The sequence below is a fragment of the Pseudomonas sp. LBUM1649 genome, from assembly GCF_059716155.1.
In genome coordinates this window covers 1,813,894-1,834,284 of the sequence record NZ_CP166807.1, presented here as the reverse complement: position 1 = coordinate 1,834,284, position 20,391 = coordinate 1,813,894, and the positions used below count along the sequence as shown (strand labels likewise).

The window sequence follows — 20,391 nt, the reverse complement described above, 5'->3', positions numbered from 1 at the left end:
GAGGGTGTCAAAAATGTGTGTATTGCGAGATGTGAGACAATCAGGGTTCGAGGCGACGTTGCTGGTAGATCCAGTTAAAACCGGCTATCGCGTATGTCACTGAGTTCAAATATCCGATTGCCTGACCAAGGCATTGCTTTAATATGTGCGCTTTGGTCATAACGGACCGAAGCCTTTACCTTTCACTACCGCTGGAGAAAACCAATGAAAGTAGTCACCACCGACTTACCCGGTGTTCTGATCATCGAACCCAAGGTATTTGGTGACGAGCGCGGCTTCTTCTATGAAAGCTTCAACGCCAAGGCTTTCAAAGAAGCGACTGGTTTGAACACCAAATTTGTTCAGAACAATCATTCCCGCTCGAAAAAAGGTGTGCTGCGCGGCTTGCACTATCAACTTGAAAACCCTCAGGGGAAACTGGTGCGTGTTACTACTGGAGAGGTTCTCGACGTCGCAGTGGACATTCGGCGTAGCTCGCCGCATTTCGGAAAGTGGGTGGCCGTTCGACTATCGGCTGAAAATCACCGTCAGCTCTGGGTTCCAGAAGGCTTCGCACACGGCTTCGTGGTCCTGAGCGACTTCGCCGAGTTTCTCTACAAAACTACAAACTACTACACCCCTTCTGCCGAACGCTGCATTCGCTGGAATGATCCGACTTTGGACATCGACTGGCAGCTCACTGAAGAACCAAAACTCTCGGCCAAGGACCAGGCGGGTAAAACCCTGCAAGAAGCAGATCTGTTTCCGTGAGCAGTTCGACCCTTACGATTTGAGACGGTCGCTCAAGTGTAATGGAAAGCAGCTTCTCGGAAGCTGCTTCCAACGTCGAGCAGTGTTACTCGCGCTGCTAAATTGATCGAGCTATAGCGTTGGATCGATCCAACAACCCGGCGGAGCGTGCAATTAAACCGTTTGTGATCGGGCGCAATTGGCTGTTCAGCGACACACCCAAAGGCGCGACGGCCAGTGCTCAACTTTACAGTTTGGTCGAAACGGCTAAAGCCAACGGCCAAGAGCCCTATGCGTGGCTGCGCAACGTACTTGAGCGCCTGCCACAAGCCTCGAGCGTAGAAGCCTTCGAGGCGCTGCTGCCTTGGAACTGCTCGACCACATCGCCTCGCTAAGCGCGCCGCCTATTTTTTCGAATAGGAGGGGTTCATGGAGCGCTTACGATCAGTCAAAGTCAACGGAGCTCCAGCACGAATCTGCTCAATAAACAACGGAATGACCGAACCGAGTGAAGCCATAACGTTGCCGTAGCGCGTGTCGCAGATCACAGTCTTGTCATCATCAACGTTGCGTGACTTAGCCACCATGACCGTCTCCATCATCGCCTTGGAAATCCTCATGGCATTGATCGGATACACGGCCTTATCGGTGCTCAGACATACCACGCGCTTGACGCCATTCTGGATGCCCTGATAATCGCGCACATCACCGATATAGAATTTCAGCTTGGAATTGGCATAGCGCTTGCCAATGTCATCCTGCTTCTTTTCGTCACGGAAGATACGAATATTCAGCAATATCCGTATCGAGAAACCGTTTAAGCACGGCATTACCAAAGGAGCCAGTGCCACCTATATTCAATAGACGCTTATTTGCAAAGCTCATCTCAGTAAAAATTCCTATAATGCCTATACCCTTCCCGTCCAAATTCGTAAGTTACACGCGACGGTAGTTTTGATAGAGTTGCGCTCTCCTTATGTAGAACCTTCAAGTTCGGATCATAATAAAGCTTTCCGTCTGCGGAATGAACCTGCCGAGTCAAGTAGGCTTCCTCACCATAGAGGAAGTGGGGGAAATCCAAGCGCGAAAACCTACGCAGAAATGCAGGAAGCAAAATATAACAAGCGCCTATGCCCATATGAAGATAACCAGGAGGGGACGGCTCAACTCTTTTCTTGCCCCCACCCAAGCGATACAGGCATCGCTGGACCCACCTTAAAACGCACGCCAGATAATAATGCGTAAAATACAAATCTAATTTTAATCTCGCAATTCTTCCCCACGGCGTTAACACATGGGGATTCTGATGAACACCATCAACCGTTATCACATCCGGACACACCACAAAAACATCATCAGGGTAACGAGCACACAAGAATTTTTCGCAAAAATCGCGCGCAAACACCAGATCGTTATTGCACAATACAACTATATCTTCACGCTCAAAGAATTCACTCTCGAAAAAACAGTTGAACGCACCAAAATACCCAAGATTGCGGTCAGGCCGCAATATTTTTATAAATGGAAAATCAACCACCAGCGAGTCAATTCTTTCTCGGACCTCCAACCGATCCGAGTTATCAACAAGAACACAGACAAGGCGAGAACCACCAGACACGATATCTGCCAATGACTGACAAAAATCAAACGTATCTTGATAGTTATTATATACCACACCAACAAACGCGAACCTAGGAGTCACAAGCACCACCTCATAAGTTAATTACTTCTGAATCTCGAGATTTTCCCAATACAATAGAATACCGCATAGACATCCTAAAGAGCGAAATCAACGCGACACTAATAGCCGCTGAAACCGGAACCGAAATCCAAGTGAGAGAACTTACACCATAACTCTGATAGATCACACCAACCATATATATGAAAATCACAACAGCAGTAACAGCGAATCTCTTACGCAACAAAAGATAGAACGACAGGTTAGCCACAAACCCAGCCAAGACTGCAAACAAGAGGGAACCAAAAAGTCCAAAATCAACAATCAACCCACGAAAAGCCGTATATATATTAGTAGCCAGCACACCGTCAATTACAAAAAACTCATCATAAACACCCATTGGTACAGGACGCGCATCCCCAAGCGCACGAAAAAAACCCATAAACGTATAGAAGCCTACTTGCAACTCCGACTGATCATAACCTCGAAACAGCGCCCCCCCAAAGTACCTATCAGAAAACCAGTCCGAAAAAGCAAAGAAATGCCCCGACGAATACGAAACCAGATAATACCGCAATATATCCACATCAGATCCAAATCGAGCAACGAACGATGCGACAACCAACCCAAACAAGACCAACACTCCCAGCAATACAGGTACAAGCGGTACTTGAGGTAGCCGAAAATCATTTGCAAAAATTCTAGTAATTAGCCAAGCACCAATAAATAAGGCAGCGGACAAGAACAGAAGCCCTTTAGCGCTCTGCAACAACATAACAAGTACCGAGGGAATAAAAGCAAGAAGCAAAACAATAATTTTACCACTTCTCCGAGAGGTCCCACCAAACACAAGACCACCGAAAACCACAACCTGGAAACTTGCAAGCAACGCCAGCTTTTGAAAAATATTTTCTTTAAGCTCACCCGCATAACGCCGACTAGCATATTCTCCCGCACTTGAAAGAGCATCGAAGCTCACCGCAAACCCCTGCGCGCTAAGATCAAGAAGGTGAAACATCACAGCAAGAACTAACAACAACAGAAAAAAATAAATAAGCGATTTGTGCGAGAATATACCCCCCAAAAAACCCTTAAACTTATTCTGGTCAACCACCACACTCCACTGCATGCCAAAGGCACTCAAGGAAAAACAAAAAACAAAAAACACAATATATAATGTTGCAGCAGGATTAAAATCAATACCAAAGCCAACCAATAACGGCACAGCAACATATACGACCCACGCCATTGCAAACAACGATGCTGGATTAAACCAAATTCCTGTCTTACGCCACGCAGCAAAAAAAATAGCTCCTAGGCACAGTAACGAAAAAAGCCCAACAAGCCAGGGTATAATCAATTCCATTCTAAGCGACCCTCCTCAGCGTCAGCAAAATCAACATAAACAGAAATGCCTCACCAAAAATATACGCTACAGCAGCCCCTAGCTCGGAAAAAAACGATATTAAAATGGCAGAGAGCGCGACCGTCACGAACCCTGTAGCCGCGACAATTTTCGCGTAAACTCGCTCCTTCCCAAGCGTACTCAAGGCCATTGTACCATAAATATAATTAGCCACCCCAAACAAAACCGACCCAATCATGACTCCAATGAGAGCCATAACCTCAGTGGAGAGCGGAAGAACACCCCAGAATCGCAACATGCCTGCAAACAGAAAAAAGAGAAATATCACGATAGATGATACAAAAAGCTGAACCCTTACACTCTTCCAAAGCACAGCAAAAATACTCAACTCAGCACTCGGGCTAGACAAATCAACTACGGTGCGGACCGCATATAACTGACTTAATGGAAAAGTAAGAGCCTGAATCATACGAACGTATTTCTCAGCAATTGCATATGCAGAAATCGCCAACGGACCGACCGACATCATAGACAAGAGCAACGTGTTGCTAGCACGATACAACAGCACAGAAACACTTGCGGCAAATAGCGCCCGCCCCTTGAATAGCAACTCAACGGATCGCTTGAATAATTTTAGCGGCGAACAAAACCCGATATTCGACGCAATATAGAAAAACGAAAATAAACCCGATATTAAATAACTTACAGAAATAAACCCCGAAACAAAATTTTTGTCAGACGCACCATCAACAAAAATTACTCCCAATAAACATGAGAGCAACCGAGGAACAACCACAAACACCGCCAATGGTTTATTCTTCCCAAGTGCCTGATAATAGTAAGACGATTGCAACACGCCCCCCAAAGGAAATAAAAGCCAAATTAACGCAAGCTCAAGAAACGACGGAAACAAAAAAACCACAAACCCAATCAATATGATCGATACCCCACTCAACATAATTAAGCGCGCGTACAAAATTGAATAATACACCTCAGATTCTTCGACCTGTCCTTTATCTATCGATTCAATTACCTGCTTCAAACCACTGATATCAAAACTATACAAAGCGAAGGTCAAGACAATAAACGCGACAGCCTCCATAGTCACTACGCCGGCAAACTTTTCCGCCCCTATTACACTCAAAAAATAAGGGAACAAGAACAATGGCAGAAGTGCGTTCCCCCCTTGAATAGCTGCCAGTGAAGCTAAGTTAATCAAATTATCAATATTTTTTTGCAAGTGCACATATCCTTTCAGAACCATTCACTATCTTACCTTTGCGCGCGATGCATAAAAAACCAATAAAAAAACTACTACCAAACTTTGCAGCAACCCTGGAGAACCGAGCCTCGCCCCGAATTATCGAAACACTCAAAAATCCAAAAATAACCCACACTTTTACAGTATTGGTGTTGTGAATGATCTGGCGAATAACCGCAGAGCCAATAGAGCCGGTACCGCCGGTGACAAGAATTTTCATTTAGTCTACGAGTTCTGGATGCTTAAAATTTAATTCGTTTACCGAGCTACGCCTGCGGCTAACCTGCCCTTCCAACCCGACGCTTAACCTATAACGCGAAAATTGACTAACACTCTTGACCTCTGCCATAGAACACCCGCCCAACAAGTTCGATGTGTACGAGCAGGCCCGGATTACCCAACTGCCGGTAGAGCAACAGATCGAACTTGTACGGGAGCAGCAGGTTGTCAAGGTCACCATACAGGTTCAACAATTCTTGATCACTCAGCTCACCCTTTAAGGTCAGATCGATATCCGATCCGGGCCGAAAGGTGCCCTTGGCTCGCTAACCATAAAGGACCGCCTGCGCCAAGCCTGGGTAACGCTCAAACACCTGGCAGACGGCATGGACGCCAGCTACCGGTAAGTCGCTGTCCGGTAGGCTATTCATGCTTTTTGTGCGACTCTGGCAAGCAGTGCCTTTCCAGTGCCTTCAGCAACGCATGGTGCTGCAGGCGGATGTTCCCGAGAATAGCTTCTGCCGTTTCTTCGTTGTTGGCATGCGACGTTCTATTGCGATCGGCCAGAATGCTCCTCCAGCCTTGCCCCTCTTCAGTGAGCCCCTTGCTGAATGCTTCTCGGGTAGCATCCCGTGAGCCGGTAATGCCTTCGCATGCCCTGCCATATCAGGAAATTTTTCAAGGTATTCCAGGCCAACTCGTAAGTGCACTCGAAGGCCTGGACAACCCCCTGCTTCTCCAGCCTAGAGAGTTCTCGAACCTGCACCAGGGCAACAGCCTCGTCCAACTGCGCAAAGGCTTTGCAGAAGTTGTGCAAGCGTTGTTCCCAGCGGCTATCTTCAGTATTCAAGGTCATCTTAACCAGAGACAAGGGAGTCGATTAGCTTAGGCTTGGCTGACGACGCTTCACCCGCATACCACGGATCAGAGCAATAAACACGCCAAACATACCACCAAGAACAACACCCAGAGCTACTATCAGCGCTTTTTTAGATTTGACTGGGGCGTCGGGGACTTCGGCAATATTATCCAAGGTGAAAACCGCAACGTTATTTGGACTCACGCTAACCTTGGAGAGAAAGTCCAATTTATTTTCATAATCACGTAGATCGGCTATAAATGGGTCGTCATTCGTACGGCTTTGCAATACTGCCAGTTCGGCGCGAACGGCCTTGGCACCAAGCATATACGTCAAGTTGCCATCAACGAACTTCTCCAACTCACCACTCGACGATGTTCTGCTGGCTTTGACCTGTGGCGCTTGCACACCCACTTTATCCGCAACGATCAAAGCCTCATTCAAGCGAGCGATGCGGTCCTCGCGAAGCTGTTTGGCACTCTCACGTAATACCTCAATTCGACTCTTGATCGACTTAACTCGCATATTGATTTCAGTCGCGGCCGTATCAGCCATATCTTGCCGGGTTTTTTTCGCCGCCAGCTCAACATACAAATTCGCCCACTCTGCCGCCCTGCTCGGCACTGCGGACTGCGCTGTCACTTCGAATCGATTGGGGCTATTTTTAACATCTGGATTGCTGACGACTAGCTTCTTGTTGAAAGTCTCCCGAAGCTGATCTTTCGTTTGTGAGCCATCCTCAGCTGCCTCCGCAGGAAGATAGATCTGCTGGAAAAAACTATTGCGCTGATTTTCTGAGCGAAGGTTTTGGATGAAAATAGAGTATATTTTTTCCACAGTAAATTCTGGTAACCCGGCCTCAGCTCGACCCAGATTATAACCAGCGATATCTGCCAAGCGCGGCGGCAACAAACTGGTTTTTGCCTCGTAGACTGGCGCGGACAAAAAGGCATAACTAGCGGCTACGACTGTGATTATCAGTGTAACAAGAGCGATCAGGAGCCTTTGCTTCCAGAGATACTCAAGCCACTCAACTAAGTCAATCTCGTCCGAGGGTACGTTGCTGCTAGCAGGGGGAATCTGACTCACTGAAACTCCGAACTGATAAAAAAATTAATATCGGCAGCTCAGCAATGGAATGGGGATGTGGACTAAAAAATCCGCTCGCAACCCTTTGATTCTTTGGCCTAGGTAGCAGCCTCTCCTTGAGACGCTCCAAAGTAGAGAATCCTCACTGCCGAAACGAGCTACAAACTCAGCGCGACATTCTCACAGATAGGTGCACTATTACAAGGCCTGACAGGCTGCAGGATGCGTAAAACCGTCCTTACCGTCAGGCTCTACGCCCTACTATTCCTCCTCATTCACCCGATCGCGCAACTCCTTCCCGGCTTGAAATGCGGCACAAATTTACCATCCAAGCGCACGAAAATGCAGAGGGAAGCTGCCAAAGCCACGGATTTCGATACGATCACCGGTCGATAGTGCCTGCGACATTTGCTCGAACATGGTCTTGATGGCCAGCTCGAGATCCTTCGGCGATAGCAGCCCTTGGTGCGTAACGATCCGCTCGAGCAACAAGTTGGCGCCATGTGTTCACTGTGCTAGTTCGTCGTTTTACCGCTGGGGTCAGCGCTCGGGTTTGCAGCGCTATTGCTGTCGAAACTGCGGACACACCTTTTCCCCCCGTTGTCGGGTATTGAGCTGGCCCATCTACGCCACAAGTCATTGTGGCTGAGTTACATCGAGGTACTGAGCGATGGGCTGACGGTGCGTCGGACGGCAGCCCACTGCGGTATCGACAAGAATACGGCCTTTCATTGGCGCCACCGTTTTCTGCGCCAAGCCGCCCAAACCAAGGCCGAGCGCCTGGAAGGCATCGTCGAAGCCGACGAGACCTTCTTTCCTCATTCACTGAAAGGACGTATCCGATCCATGAAGTACACCTACCGCAAGGTGCGCTTCCCGTTTACCGTGGCGTATCTGGCGAGCAGTTCTACGGCAGCAGGGCTTGCCCTGGGCCTTCGCACCCCCCTCTTGCATCAACGATGCATTACCAGACTCAGGCTTGGCTGCTGGCGCAGCAATGGCAGCGACAGAGACGCTGGTGAGAAGGGCAAAAACGAGAGAATACAATTAGCCAGTTCGCATAAATGACGCTCCATGACATCGATTGAGGGCGCAGCTTTCCCGAAGCTGCCCCCTCCAGACTTAGGCGATGTAAGGAGCCTGTCAAAAATGTGTCCGTTACGGGATGTGAAACAATCAGGGTTCGAGGAGACGTTGTTGGTAGATCCAATCTACGATATCGCCATCAGGGGTGTAGCCGCTGACAGTTTCCCGCAACAGCTGGCGCACCCGGGAGTAATCATCCTGCTCGACGGCCACCAGCAGCTCAGCCAGCTTTACCTTGAGCACATCCCAATCCAGGTGGTCCTCCCTCGCGGTCATGATCATTGGATGCTGAGTCGCCTCCACGTTGTCCCCGATCAGCAATTCCTCATAAAGCTTCTCGCCAGGTCGTAGACCACTGAACGCGATTGCGATATCGCCATGGGGATTTTTGTCCGAACGCACACTCAACCCGGACAAATGAATCATCTTCTCCGCCAACTCGACTATCTTGACGGGTTCACCCATATCCAGCACGAACACATCTCCGCCCTGCCCCATGGACCCTGCCTGAATCACCAGTTGCGCCGCTTCGGGAATGGTCATGAAATAACGGGTGATTTTTGGGTGAGTAACAGTCAGCGGCCCGCCGGACTTGATCTGTTTGTGAAACAACGGAATTACCGATCCCGAAGACCCCAGAACATTACCAAATCGGACCATGGTAAATCGCGTTTTATTGACCCGTGACACATTATTCGTGTCACCAAAGAGTACTGGGGCCACTTCGCGACTGAGGGCTTGCAGTGTCAATTCCGCAAGACGCTTGGTGCTCCCCATCACATTGGTGGGCCGCACGGCTTTGTCCGTGGAGATTAATACGAAGTTAGCTACACCGGCCTGTAGAGCCGCTTGAGCGGTATTGAGCGTGCCGATCACATTGTTCAATACGCCTTCGGCGATGTTGTGCTCGACCATTGGCACGTGTTTATAGGCAGCGGCATGATAGACCGTATCAACGTGCCAGGTTTTCATCACGTCCAGCAACTTTTCTGAATTGCGTACAGAACCGAGGATTGGCAACAGACGAACCGGTAACGATTCCCGTGCGATGCGCTGCTCTAGTTCAGACAGAATGCAATAGAGATTAAATTCACTATGATCCAGCAGTAAAAGCGTCGTTGGCCGCAAAACCAGAATTTGCCTGCAAAGCTCTGATCCAATTGAACCGCCGGCTCCCGTAACCAGAACCGACTGACCCTTGATGCAATGCTCAAGCAACTCTTCCTGCGCTGGTACGGAATCACGACCGAGCAAATCAGCAATATCTACTTCCTGAATGTCATCAACCTTGACTCTGCCACTGGCCAGATCCATAAATCCTGGCACACTTCTAACGTGCAGCGGAAAGCCTTCAAGGAATGCCAGGATTTCACGGCGACGACCTCTGTTCGACGACGGAATCGCAAGAAGGACCTCCTGCGCACCTGTCGCGTCAATCATTCGCTGGATATGCTCGGGCTTGTACACATGCAGGCCTGAGATGATCCGATCGGCGATGCCGCTATCGTCATCAATGAATGCTACCGGACGCATCGCTCGCCCCATGCGCAAAGCCGCAACAAGCTGATTTCCCGCAGCGCCGGCGCCGTATACTGCCACTCTCGGGAGACCATCGTCCCTGCTGGCAAAGGGCACATGCTGCACCGCTGTAAACCAATCCCCCAAAAAATACTGGCGCATTGCCAGGCGCACACCACCAATCATGATCAGACTCAACCACCAATAATTGAAGATGATTGAACGAGGGACGATATTCTGATGATTGCTGTACCAGTAAACGATGACGCCAAGAATCAGCGATGACAGGCTCACAGCCTTGATGATAGCGATCAGCGCATCATTGCCGAAATAGCGCATCACCGCCCGATACATCCCGAAGCGGATGAACAAGGGTATTGCAACTACCGGAGCGCTCAGAAAAAGCCAGGGATGGTCGATAAACGGGTTTACCATCTCATCGATGCCAAGGCGGACCACAAACGCCAACCAGAGTGCCGCCCAAACCAAGACGACGTCAGCCGAAACCTGTATCAGTCGCTTTTGGTGGCGTGACAGCCCCAGCAAAAGAGCTCGTACCCTCTCCATAAACCCTTCAAACACCTTGTCCCGCTCCTAAACTGGATATGACTCGATCATTGTACCTATTCGCAAACCTACGACACCTGCTAAATCAATGTACGAGGCTCAACTGGAGGATGGAGAGGCTGAGCTTTCGAGCGCTCCTGCATGGAATTTGACGGCGATAATGATCAGTGGGATGTACGCCAGCACAAGGCCGAAGGCACCATCCATGCCCCAGTAAGTGACGCAGAAAGCGATTGGTAACAGCCAGAACAAATTTATTGCACCAACAGCCAAAGTAACTGGCAGATGCCTACCGAATCGCCGTGATGCGAACTGGTAAGCGTGACTGCGATGGGCTTCATAGACCTTGTCTCCTCGGATCAATCGCCGTAAAAGCGTGAACGTAGCGTCGACTATGAAGACACCTAGAAGAATCAACCATGACCAGAACAGACCAGACGACTCCCAAGCTGCCTGAATCGACAGCACTCCCAATGTAATGCCAAGGAACCCACTACCAGCATCCCCCATGAAAATGCGCGCCGGGGGAAAGTTCCAGTAGAGGAACCCCAGAACTGCCATGGCCAATACCAGCGGTCCCCATATGAGCGCCGGAGTGCCATTGATCCAGTAGAGCAAACATGCGCCAAGGCAGACGCACAAAGCTTCGATGCTGGCAATGCCGTCAATGCCGTCCATGAAGTTATAAAGATTCAAGACCCAGACCAGATAGATAGCGGCAAAAATATATCCGAACCAATGAAGCTCCATACTCATTCCAAAAATGACTATGGGAGGAAACCCTCCAATCCATAAGAGTGCCCATATCCCAGCACCTAAATGACCCAGCAAACGCCATCTGGCGGCTATATGGCCATGATCATCCATGAAGCCTATCACGGCAATCAAAATACCCGCACCACCTACGGCAATTAGTTGAGACCATTGAACCAACTCTGCAAAACCAAGAACAGGAAGCGCTACGAGAAAAGCTATTACGATCGCCACGCCCCCACCGCGGGGCGTCGGGACGGAATGTGAACTTCGCGCGTTGGGGATATCGATAATACTTCGACTGAGCGCGTATCGACGTAAAGCTGCAGTCAGCACCAAGGAAAGAATGGCGATAGTAGGTATTAGCCACAAGTTAATCATTATTATTGATGTTCCCGAAAATGTAATGCGGTTGCCGCCAACGCTTCATCGACACTCACTGGCGGCGTCCAGCCCAATAGATTGCGAGTCTTGGTAATATCGACCTGCAGAGATCCACACAGACGCTGGGAGAGCGCTTTCTTACCCAACAAAGCTGCACCACCCTGAAGCACCCAGCTGGGAACAGGAACAAGTCGCGCCGGTTTGTGAAGTGCATTCGCCATCTTGGTCAACAGTTCGGTAGTAGATAAATCCTCTCCGTCACTTACAAGAAAGGTTTGATTGGCAGCGGCGGGATGATCAATACAAGTCACCACGAGATCTACCAGGTTATCCAGCGCGACGAGACTTCGATTATTATGGATGGCACCAAAAGGTAAGGGAATTCCCTTATCCAGCCAGCGAATCATGCTCAGGAAGTTCGCTTTGACTCCTGGTCCATAGACCAGAACGGGACGAATAATAACTACCTCTATCCCGGTTTCCGTCGAAAGCTGGCGCAGGCCCAGCTCAGCCTCCATTTTTGAGATGCCGTACGGATCTGCAGGTGCGGGTTCATCATCGCCGGTGTAGAAACTACCTGGCGTCGTTCCTTCACCATTGACCTTAATTGAACTGATAAAAATAAACCGCCGAACACCGGCAGCCGCCGCCTGACGAGCGAAATTCAGGGTGCCAGCAACATTCACTTTCCGAAACGCGGCCAATGGATCTGACTCGGCATCATTCATGACGTGAACTCGAGCCGCGGAGTGAATAATCACATCAAATTTTGTCAGATCGCCTGCCCACTGAGTTTCGCCATCGAAAGAGCCAATGCGCAGCGTAGAAACGTCCTGCACCTTGAGTTGCGATTCTTTTCGGACGACAGCAGCAACCGCATGCGCTTTTTCGTTGTGCAAGCGTTCGAGAATGGCGCCGCCAACAAAACCAGTCGCTCCGGTCAATAAAATTGAATGCTGCATCATTGGCTGGCCTTTCTTAGGGTGGCACTTCTAAAAAGATCTTCCAGTCGAGTTAAAAGCCGACTCTTTGAATAATTATCCAAATAATACTGCCGACCGGATTCACCCATTGCTGTCAATCGGTCTGCGTCTGATTGCGCAAGTGCCAATGTTATATCTGCCAAGCCTTTCGAATCGCCGGAAGTGCATGTCAGACCGGCTCCGGATTCTCCGATCACTCTTGCTGCCTCTCCGTTGATCATTCCTAGCAACGGTCTGCCTGAGGCGAGATAAGCCTGTACTTTTCCAGGTATGGTCTTCTCGAAAACATCGTTGGTTTTCAGTGAGACAAGCAAAGCATCCGCACACGCGAACAGAGCAGGCATTTCCTCGAGTGGATGCCGGCCTAATAGCAAAACATTTCCTAGACCTCTGGACTGGACTTGTTGGCTTAACCAATCGCTCATACGCCCATCGCCGACGATTACCCAGCGCACAGGAACCTTGTCAACTAAAGCTTCAGCAGCGTCCAGCACCGCAGGAAGATCCTGTGCTTCACCAAGATTGCCCGCGAACAATACAGTGAACACCGTTTCGTCACGGGACAGTAAGGAGGAGCCTCGATTCTCGACCGCGCTGAAGTCGTCTTCGGCCCAACTCGGAAAGTAAACCAGTCGCTCAGAAGTAATATCTTTCGTGCAATATCTCTGCACGTTTTCAAAGAACCCATGGGATTGCAGCAGCAAATAGTCAGTACGATTGTAAATCCACGAAACCATTTTACCGACCATTGACAGCAGCGCAGGCTTCTTCAGCACGCCTACTGCTCTGAGCGTCTCAGGCCAGAGATCAAGAACCCAAACAAACACCGGCGCTTTCTTCAACCTGCCAATTACCAATGCGGGTATGGCGGCCATGATCGGTGATACGGCATATACAAAAATCGCATCGAACTTTTCGCCACGCAGCTTGTACGCACCAACAACGGAAGCGCTAGTGAAGAAACTGAGATAGTTCAGCGCCAAGTTAATGCTGCGTTTACCCCGCGACAGCATCGGCACCCTGACAATCCTGGCGCCAAAGTAGTCACCGAAACGTTCAGGCGCTGTCCGATACTCGGCGAATACGGCCCCTTCAGGATAATTGGGCAGACCCGTCAGCACGGTGACCGAGTGTCCCTTCTCGATAAAGTCACGAACCAGGTCGTTTATCCGCATATTTTCAGGCCAAAAATATTGCGTTACAACCAGGATCCTCAGTTTCTTGTCAGGCATGATCACAACTCGAATTAGTAGCGTTTCCAGACGATGCGATTCACATAGTCAGTATAACTATGCACGATCCGGGCTACTTTTTCAGACACATTGGGCATGCTGTAATCTTCGACCAAGCGCAGGGTGCGCTCTGACCCGGAAGCTTGCGTATCCAAAACCATCAATCCTTGCAGTACCCGTTCAACCTCAAGCCCCACCATCATCACCGCAGCCTCCTCCATGCCCTCAGGACGCTCGTGGGCCTCACGGATATTCAATGCAGGGAAATTAAGTATCGAAGACTCTTCGTTGATAGTACCGCTGTCGGAAAGCACCGCTTTCGATTCCAACTGCAGTTTATTGTAATCCTTGAAGCCCAAAGGCTTGAGCAACTTCACGTTTTCGTGAAATACAATTCCCATCGCGTCAACACGCTTCTGAGTGCGTGGATGAGTCGAGACAATGACCGGATAGCCGAATGTACTTGCGACGGTATTCAGGACATCGACCAACTTCAGAAAGCTTTTATCAGAATCGATATTTTCTTCGCGATGTGCACTGACTACAAAAAACTTACCGACTTCAAGCCCCAAACGTGTCAACACGTCAGAAGACTCGATTCCATCACGATAATGATTCAGTACTTCAAACATCGGACTACCAGTCTTGATCACCATATCAGGTGAAAGACCTTCTTTTAGCAAATAATCGCGGGCAATGGTGCTATAAGTAAGATTAATATCAGCCGTATGATCAACGATTCTCCGATTGATCTCTTCAGGCACCCGCATATCGAAGCAGCGATTGCCGGCTTCCATGTGGAAAGTTGGAATCTTACGGCGCTTTGCAGGGATGACAGCCATGCAGCTATTGGTATCGCCTAAAACCAGCAACGCCTCCGGCTGCACAGTGGCCAGCACCCGATCCACAGAAATGATCACATTTCCTATGGTTTCAGCACCGCTGCTGCCTGCGGCATTCAGAAAATGATCTGGTTTGCGGATCCCGAGATCCTGGAAGAATATCTCGTTCAACTCATAATCGTAATTCTGACCCGTGTGCACCAGTACATGATCGCAATACTTATCCAGCGCGGTGATAACGCGCGACAAGCGAATGATTTCTGGACGGGTGCCAACAACAGTAACAATTTTCAACTTTTTCATCGTGATACTTATTCCTAATTCGATCAGGCCTGGGTGCCCACAGGCATAGTGTAGGTGTCCGGAAGCTCACGATCAAAGATCTCGTTCGCCCACAGCATGACGATCATTTCAGTTTCGCCAACGTTGGTAATGTCGTGACTCCAACCCGGTACGGTCTCTACAATTTTCGGCGTTTCGCCATCGGTGAACAACTCATAAAACTCACCGGATGTTATGTGACGAAACCTGAAGCAGGCCTTGCCGGAGATAACCAGAAATTTTTCTGTCTTGGTATGGTGATAATGACCGCCACGGGTGATACCCGGATGCGCAGTGAAGTATGAGAACTGCCCCGAATCCTTGGTCTTGAGCATCTCCACGAATACGCCGCGAGCATCTCCGTACTTGGGAACTTCGTAGGTAAACTCTTCAGGCGGCAAGTAGCTGAGGTAAGTCGAGTACAGCGCACGTACCAGGCCGGCGCCAACGCGCTCGGTTATCATGGACTCCCTGCTATTTTTAAAAGCGTAGAGCTGTTCAGAAAGATCACCCACCGTAATGCTGTAATTGGGTTCAACTTGCACGAACGGGTTACCGAATTGCGCTCCATCCATCAGGGAAATGAATGTTTTTATGACATCATCAATATAAACAAGAGAAATTTTCGCGTCAGCATTATTGATACTGATAGGCAAATTATAGGCGATGTTATGACAGAATGTTGCTACAGCTGAGTTATAATTAGGTCGAGCCCACTTGCCAAATACGTTTGGCAATCTGAACAAATGCACTTCGTTACCAGATGTGACAGAGAGTTTCAGCAACGCCTCTTCAGCCTCACGCTTACTGTCACCATAAGCGTTACCCGACTCGGCTTGGATTGATGAGGTATACAGTACAGGGACCTTACGCCCACACGACTTGATTGCTGCGCATAGCGCTTGAGTCAAGTCGGCGTTACCGACCTTGAATTCTTCGACATGCTCAGGACGATTGACACCGGCCAAGTGAAAAATGAAATCCACCTCAGATACGAGCGAGTCCAAACTGACGATATCGTCTTCTCGGCAGAATCGCAGCACCTCGATGTCTTTTCGCTCCTGCAAATGAGCGATAAGATTCTTGCCTACAAATCCATTCGCACCGGTAATCAATACTCTCATTCTTTATTCCTCGGGCACTGCGTGTTCGCCGCGCTGGATGGCACGCATAAAATCAAGCTTCAAGAGTAATTTCTTCATACCCTCAACGTCCAGGCGCTCGGTGTTGTGGGAGTTATAATCTTCCATAGTGGAAATTTTTTCTTCACCTTGCTCTACAAACTTGCTGTAATTCAAGTCACGCAAATCTGGCGGCACTCTAAAGTATTCACCCATGTCTTCCGCACAGGCCATTTCTTCCCGACTTAATAGAGCTTCATATAGTTTTTCGCCGTGCCGTGTACCTATTATCTGAATAGGATGCTCGGGTTGCCCCAACATCGAAGTCAACGCAAGAGCAAGTGTCTCCACTGTCGCAGCTGGCGCCTTCTGAACGAAGAGATCTCCATTGTTACCATGCTCAAAAGCATACAAAACAAGATCCACTGCATCGGCCAGCGTCATCATAAAGCGCGTCATGTTTGGATCGGTAATTGACAGCGCTTGGCTTGCTCTAATCTGATCAATAAACAAAGGAATAACCGACCCACGCGAGGCCATCACATTGCCATATCGAGTACCGCAAATAACAGTTTTGGTTTCATCGACATTTCGAGATTTTGCGACCATGACCTTTTCCATCATGGCTTTTGAAATACCCATCGCATTGATAGGGTATACAGCTTTATCCGTGCTCAAGCACACAACACGCTTCACTTCATTTTGAATCGAAGCTTCAAGCACGTTATCAGTGCCTATAACATTGGTTTTAACTGCCTCCATAGGATGAAACTCGCAGGAAGGCACCTGCTTTAACGCTGCCGCATGGAAAATATAGTCCACACCACGAGTTGCGTTCAGAACACTCTGATAGTCACGAACATCGCCTATATAGAATTTCAGTTTCGAACTGGCATAGCGCTTGCGCATATCATCTTGTTTTTTCTCATCCCGGCTAAAAATCCGGATCTCTTTGATCTCTGTAGACAGGAATCTTTTTAATACGGCATTCCCAAAGGAACCCGTCCCTCCAGTGATAAGCAGTGTTTTATTTTCGAACATCGCCAAGCCCTTATAAAGTCAAAAAATATGTTCTTGCACAATCATAGCCCATTAGGGACAACCGTTCCATTGTCACTCCTATCGGGTAATGACTCCTGGAGGGTCGCCGACGACTCAAATGCAATGGCCGCAGTCGCAAACCAATAAAAAGCATCCCATTTGAAGAAAAAATGTAGGGATTGATTGCAGACATTGCCGAATATAGGAATATTGAAGGAGCAATCCATGGATACTCGACTTAGCTACTTTTCCGCTGAGCGACAGGAATGCAAGCAAAAAGACCAGCATTGCGCTACCAGACAGACCAAATACTCTAAGCAGTTCCACATAAGTCAGTTCTGTTTTACTGGCGCCCTCTGGCAACATATTCTGCAAAACAGGTGACCACGCATCCGATCACCGCTCAGAAAGCAATAATCTTAGCTCAATGGCAAGAATGATCCAGCAATTTCTGCAGGTATTGTCCATAACCTGTTTTCTTTAATGATTCTGCCTGGGCGCCTAATTGCTCGGCGGTGATCCAACCGCTGTTGTAAGCTATTTCTTCCAGGCAAGCGACTTTCAGACCCTGCCGTTGCTCAATGGTATGAACGAAGTGGCTTGCTTCCAGCAGCGAATCATGAGTGCCAGTATCCAACCAGGCAAAACCCCGGCCAAGCATTTCAACATTCAGGGCGTTTTTTGCTAGGTAGGCGCGGTTCACATCGGTAATTTCCAGTTCACCACGCTCAGAGGGTTTAATGCTCTTTGCAATTTCCACGACTTGGTTGTCGTAGAAGTACAAACCCGTGACCGCGTAGCTGGATTTTGGCTTAAGCGGCTTCTCTTCGATGCTCAAAGCGCGGCCAGATTTATCAAACTCGACAACACCAAAACGTTCCGGATCGGAAACATGGTAACCAAACACCGTAGCGCCCTGTTGTTGGGAGGCGGCGGAGCGCAAATTGTCGGAGAAGTGCTGACCGTAAAAAATATTGTCGCCCAGGATCAGGCAGCATGGATCGTTGCCAATAAATTCCTCACCGATGATAAATGCTTGCGCAAGACCATCAGGGCTCGGTTGCTCTGCGTATGTGAGCTTGATGCCGTAAAGGCTGCCATCACCCAACAGCTTGCGGAAGCATGGCAGATCTTCCGGAGTGGAGATGATTAGAATTTCACGCATCCCGGCAAGCATCAATACGGACAACGGGTAGAAGATCATCGGTTTGTCGTAGATCGGCAGCATCTGCTTCGATACACCAAGCGTCAACGGATGTAAACGAGTGCCCGAACCGCCAGCGAGAATGATGCCTTTACGATTTGTCGTAGTCATTTATTCAGAAATTCCATAAGCATTCGGGTTACGCCACTTTGCCAGTCCGGCAACTGCAGAGAAAAATTGTCACGCAGTTTACGAGTATTCAGTCTCGAATTCAGAGGACGGCGTGCGGGCGTTGGGTACGCCGTGGTTTCTATGGGATCGACAGCTGTGACGGCCAGCTGTTCGGCATTGGCCTTGGCGAATTCGATCACGTAACTCGCGTAGCCATGCCAGGAAACTTCACCGCTGGCCGCCAGGTGGTAAAGGCCGGACAACTCTGGGCGCTGCACCGCTTGCTGAATAGCCAAGGCCGTAACATCCGCAATCAGGTCGGCGCCTGTCGGTGCGCCGATCTGGTCCGCAATGACGTTCAATGTCTCGCGATCCTTGGCGAGTCGCAGCATGGTCTTGGCGAAGTTGTTACCACGAGCGCCGTATACCCAGCTGGTACGGAAAATCAGGTGCTTGCATCCGGAGGCAATTATCGCCTGCTCGCCCGCCAATTTACTGGAGCCGTAATGATTCACGGGAGCGACAGCATCTGTTTCCTGCCATGGGGTTGTGCCCTGCCCGTTAAAGACGTAATCGGTGGAATAGTGAATCAGCCAGGCACTCATGGCCGCGGCTTCTTCAGCCATGACCTGGGTCGCCCGACCGTTCACTGTATCCGCCAATTCGGTTTCCGACTCGGCCTTGTCCACGGCGGTGTAGGCAGCCGCATTGACGATGATGTCAGGGTTGACCTGACGAATCGTCGCGCGCAATGCGTCGAGATCAGACAAGTCGCCGGACAACCCGTCATGCGTTTGCCGATCCAGTGCGATCAGTTCGCCTAATGGCGCCAGGGAACGTTGAAGCTCCCATCCTACCTGGCCATTTTTACCCAATAGAAGGATTTTCATGCTTTGCTCGAGCGATCCGTGTAGTTCTGGTCGATCCACTGCTGGTAGCTGCCGCTCTTGACGTGTTCTACCCATTCGGTATTGCCCAGGTACCATTCAACCGTCTTGCGGATGCCGGTTTCGAAGGTCTCTTCCGGAGTCCAGCCCAGCTCGCGCTGGATTTTTCCGGCATCGATCGCGTAGCGCTGGTCATGCCCGGGACGATCCTGGACGTAGGTGATCAGGCTGGCGTGCGGACGATGCGCGGAAGCTGGACGCAGTTCATCAAGCAATGCGCACAAGATGTGCACCACTTCAATATTTTGCTTTTCGTTATGGCCGCCGATGTTGTACGTCTCACCAATCACGCCTTCGGTAACGACTTTGTACAGTGCGCGGGCATGATCCTCGACGTAAAGCCAGTCACGCACCTGATTGCCTTTACCGTACACAGGGAGCGGTTTGCCTTCCAACGCATTCAGGATGATCAGCGGAATCAATTTCTCTGGGAAATGGCAAGGGCCGTAGTTGTTTGAGCAGTTGGTTACCAGCGTCGGCAAACCGTAGGTGCGCGCCCATGCACGAACCAGGTGATCGGAACTGGCCTTGCTGGCGGAGTACGGTGAACTTGGCTGGTAGGGCGTCGCTTCGGTAAAGAGATCTTCGGGACCTTCCAGATCTCCATACACTTCATCAGTCGAAATGTGATGGAAACGGAAACTGGCTTTACGCGTATCTTCGAGCGCCATCCAGTAGTGCCGCGCGGCTTCCAGCAAGGTGTATGTGCCGATGATATTGGTCTGGATGAACTCGGACGGACCGGAGATGGAACGATCGACATGAGACTCTGCGGCCAGGTGCATGATGGCGTCCGGCTGATGCTCGCGCAAAACCCTATCGACTTGGTCACGGTCACATATATCAACGCGCTCGAACACATACCGGGAGTCTTGGCTGACTCCTGCCAAAGACTCAAGGTTGCCCGCATAAGTGAGCTTATCGACGTTCACGACAGAATCGGAAGTGTTGGAAATGATATGACGGATTACCGCCGAACCAATGAATCCGGCGCCGCCGGTTACTAGAATTTTCACGCGAAAACATACCCTTGAGTTACCGACAGGGCCGCCAACCGAGCACTGTCTAATCCATGAATGC

The 20,391-nt window shown here is 49.6% G+C and carries 18 protein-coding genes and 6 pseudogenes; 3 read left to right on the top strand and 21 right to left on the bottom strand.

Annotated elements, in window-relative coordinates; translation table 11 throughout:
* Positions 1 to 204: 204 nt before the first annotated feature.
* Together rfbC and ACA058_RS08500 are read left to right on the top strand one after the other, a co-directional pair.
* A complete protein-coding gene (rfbC, locus tag ACA058_RS08505; protein ID WP_497638682.1) occupies positions 205 to 750 on the top strand; it encodes a dTDP-4-dehydrorhamnose 3,5-epimerase in 546 nt (181 codons plus the stop codon).
* 131 nt (positions 751 to 881) lie between these two features.
* Positions 882 to 1,124: pseudogene (locus ACA058_RS08500) on the top strand (transposase domain-containing protein); the annotation flags it as partial.
* A gap of 48 nt (positions 1,125 to 1,172) precedes the next feature.
* Here ACA058_RS08500 and ACA058_RS08495 read toward each other — a convergent pair.
* From ACA058_RS08495 to ACA058_RS08450, 10 genes and pseudogenes are all read right to left on the bottom strand, one after another.
* A pseudogene (locus ACA058_RS08495) lies at positions 1,173 to 1,614 on the bottom strand (polysaccharide biosynthesis protein); the annotation flags it as partial.
* Position 1,615: 1 nt separating this feature from the next.
* Entirely contained in the window at positions 1,616 to 2,431 is an 816-nt protein-coding gene (locus ACA058_RS08490) for a glycosyltransferase family 2 protein (protein ID WP_497638681.1), read from the bottom strand.
* A 10-nt stretch (positions 2,432 to 2,441) separates the two neighbouring features.
* Positions 2,442 to 3,773, bottom strand: coding sequence for an O-antigen polymerase (locus ACA058_RS08485; protein WP_497638680.1), 1,332 nt, complete (start codon positions 3,771 to 3,773; stop codon positions 2,442 to 2,444).
* 1 nt (position 3,774) lies between these two features.
* On the bottom strand, positions 3,775 to 5,013 hold the full coding sequence (locus tag ACA058_RS08480; protein ID WP_497638679.1) for an oligosaccharide flippase family protein: 1,239 nt from the start codon (positions 5,011 to 5,013) through the stop codon (positions 3,775 to 3,777).
* The gene (locus tag ACA058_RS08475; RefSeq protein WP_497638678.1) at positions 4,997 to 5,254 is read right to left on the bottom strand and encodes a polysaccharide biosynthesis protein; all 258 of its coding nucleotides are present in this window, start codon (positions 5,252 to 5,254) and stop codon (positions 4,997 to 4,999) included. The genes ACA058_RS08480 and ACA058_RS08475 overlap by 17 nt, the downstream gene beginning before the upstream one ends.
* A 106-nt stretch (positions 5,255 to 5,360) precedes the next feature.
* Positions 5,361 to 5,567, bottom strand: a pseudogene (locus ACA058_RS08470) (nucleotidyltransferase domain-containing protein); the annotation flags it as partial.
* 109 nt (positions 5,568 to 5,676) lie between these two features.
* On the bottom strand, positions 5,677 to 5,898 hold the full coding sequence (locus ACA058_RS08465) for a nucleotidyltransferase substrate binding protein (protein WP_497639884.1): 222 nt from the start codon (positions 5,896 to 5,898) through the stop codon (positions 5,677 to 5,679).
* The gene (locus ACA058_RS08460; protein ID WP_497638677.1) at positions 5,846 to 6,109 is read right to left on the bottom strand and encodes a nucleotidyltransferase substrate binding protein; all 264 of its coding nucleotides are present in this window, start codon (positions 6,107 to 6,109) and stop codon (positions 5,846 to 5,848) included. The genes ACA058_RS08465 and ACA058_RS08460 overlap by 53 nt, the downstream gene beginning before the upstream one ends.
* Positions 6,110 to 6,133: 24 nt before the next feature.
* Complete coding sequence (locus tag ACA058_RS08455; RefSeq protein ID WP_497638676.1) at positions 6,134 to 7,201, bottom strand: LPS O-antigen chain length determinant protein WzzB; 1,068 nt, start codon at positions 7,199 to 7,201, stop codon at positions 6,134 to 6,136.
* A gap of 261 nt (positions 7,202 to 7,462) precedes the next feature.
* Positions 7,463 to 7,693 (bottom strand): annotated as a pseudogene (locus tag ACA058_RS08450) (HU family DNA-binding protein).
* Between the two features lie 10 nt (positions 7,694 to 7,703).
* Here ACA058_RS08450 and ACA058_RS08445 point away from each other — a divergent pair.
* A pseudogene (locus ACA058_RS08445) lies at positions 7,704 to 8,038 on the top strand (transposase); the annotation flags it as partial.
* Positions 8,039 to 8,128: 90 nt separating this feature from the next.
* Here the strand turns inward: ACA058_RS08445 and ACA058_RS08440 are convergent.
* From ACA058_RS08440 to rfbB, 11 genes and pseudogenes are all read right to left on the bottom strand, one after another.
* Positions 8,129 to 8,248 (bottom strand): annotated as a pseudogene (locus ACA058_RS08440) (ComEA family DNA-binding protein); the annotation flags it as partial.
* 129 nt (positions 8,249 to 8,377) lie between these two features.
* Positions 8,378 to 10,372, bottom strand: coding sequence for a polysaccharide biosynthesis protein (locus ACA058_RS08435; RefSeq protein WP_497639883.1), 1,995 nt, complete (start codon positions 10,370 to 10,372; stop codon positions 8,378 to 8,380).
* A 99-nt stretch (positions 10,373 to 10,471) separates the two neighbouring features.
* Positions 10,472 to 11,506, bottom strand: a complete 1,035-nt coding sequence (locus ACA058_RS08430) for an MraY family glycosyltransferase (RefSeq protein ID WP_497638675.1) — start codon at positions 11,504 to 11,506, stop codon at positions 10,472 to 10,474.
* Positions 11,507 to 11,508: 2 nt separating this feature from the next.
* Positions 11,509 to 12,471, bottom strand: a complete 963-nt coding sequence (locus ACA058_RS08425; protein ID WP_497639882.1) for a UDP-glucose 4-epimerase family protein — start codon at positions 12,469 to 12,471, stop codon at positions 11,509 to 11,511.
* The gene (locus ACA058_RS08420; protein WP_497638674.1) at positions 12,471 to 13,724 is read right to left on the bottom strand and encodes a glycosyltransferase family 4 protein; all 1,254 of its coding nucleotides are present in this window, start codon (positions 13,722 to 13,724) and stop codon (positions 12,471 to 12,473) included. The genes ACA058_RS08425 and ACA058_RS08420 overlap by 1 nt, the downstream gene beginning before the upstream one ends.
* 14 nt (positions 13,725 to 13,738) lie before the next feature.
* Entirely contained in the window at positions 13,739 to 14,869 is a 1,131-nt protein-coding gene (gene wecB / locus ACA058_RS08415; protein WP_497638673.1) for a non-hydrolyzing UDP-N-acetylglucosamine 2-epimerase, read from the bottom strand.
* 23 nt (positions 14,870 to 14,892) lie between these two features.
* The gene (gene wbjC / locus ACA058_RS08410) at positions 14,893 to 16,011 is read right to left on the bottom strand and encodes a UDP-2-acetamido-2,6-beta-L-arabino-hexul-4-ose reductase (protein ID WP_497638672.1); all 1,119 of its coding nucleotides are present in this window, start codon (positions 16,009 to 16,011) and stop codon (positions 14,893 to 14,895) included.
* 3 nt (positions 16,012 to 16,014) lie between these two features.
* Positions 16,015 to 17,049 (bottom strand): polysaccharide biosynthesis protein, encoded by a 1,035-nt coding sequence (locus ACA058_RS08405; RefSeq protein ID WP_497638671.1) that lies wholly within the window; start codon positions 17,047 to 17,049, stop codon positions 16,015 to 16,017.
* Positions 17,050 to 17,473: 424 nt separating this feature from the next.
* On the bottom strand, positions 17,474 to 18,364 hold the full coding sequence (gene rfbA, locus ACA058_RS08400; protein WP_497638670.1) for a glucose-1-phosphate thymidylyltransferase RfbA: 891 nt from the start codon (positions 18,362 to 18,364) through the stop codon (positions 17,474 to 17,476).
* Positions 18,361 to 19,254 carry a dTDP-4-dehydrorhamnose reductase gene (rfbD, locus tag ACA058_RS08395; RefSeq protein WP_497639881.1) on the bottom strand — a complete coding sequence of 298 codons (894 nt, stop codon included), beginning with the start codon at positions 19,252 to 19,254 and terminating at the stop codon, positions 18,361 to 18,363. Before rfbD ends, rfbA begins: the two co-directional genes overlap by 4 nt.
* Complete coding sequence (rfbB, locus tag ACA058_RS08390) at positions 19,251 to 20,327, bottom strand: dTDP-glucose 4,6-dehydratase (RefSeq protein WP_497638669.1); 1,077 nt, start codon at positions 20,325 to 20,327, stop codon at positions 19,251 to 19,253. Before rfbB ends, rfbD begins: the two co-directional genes overlap by 4 nt.
* Positions 20,328 to 20,391 lie beyond the last annotated feature (64 nt).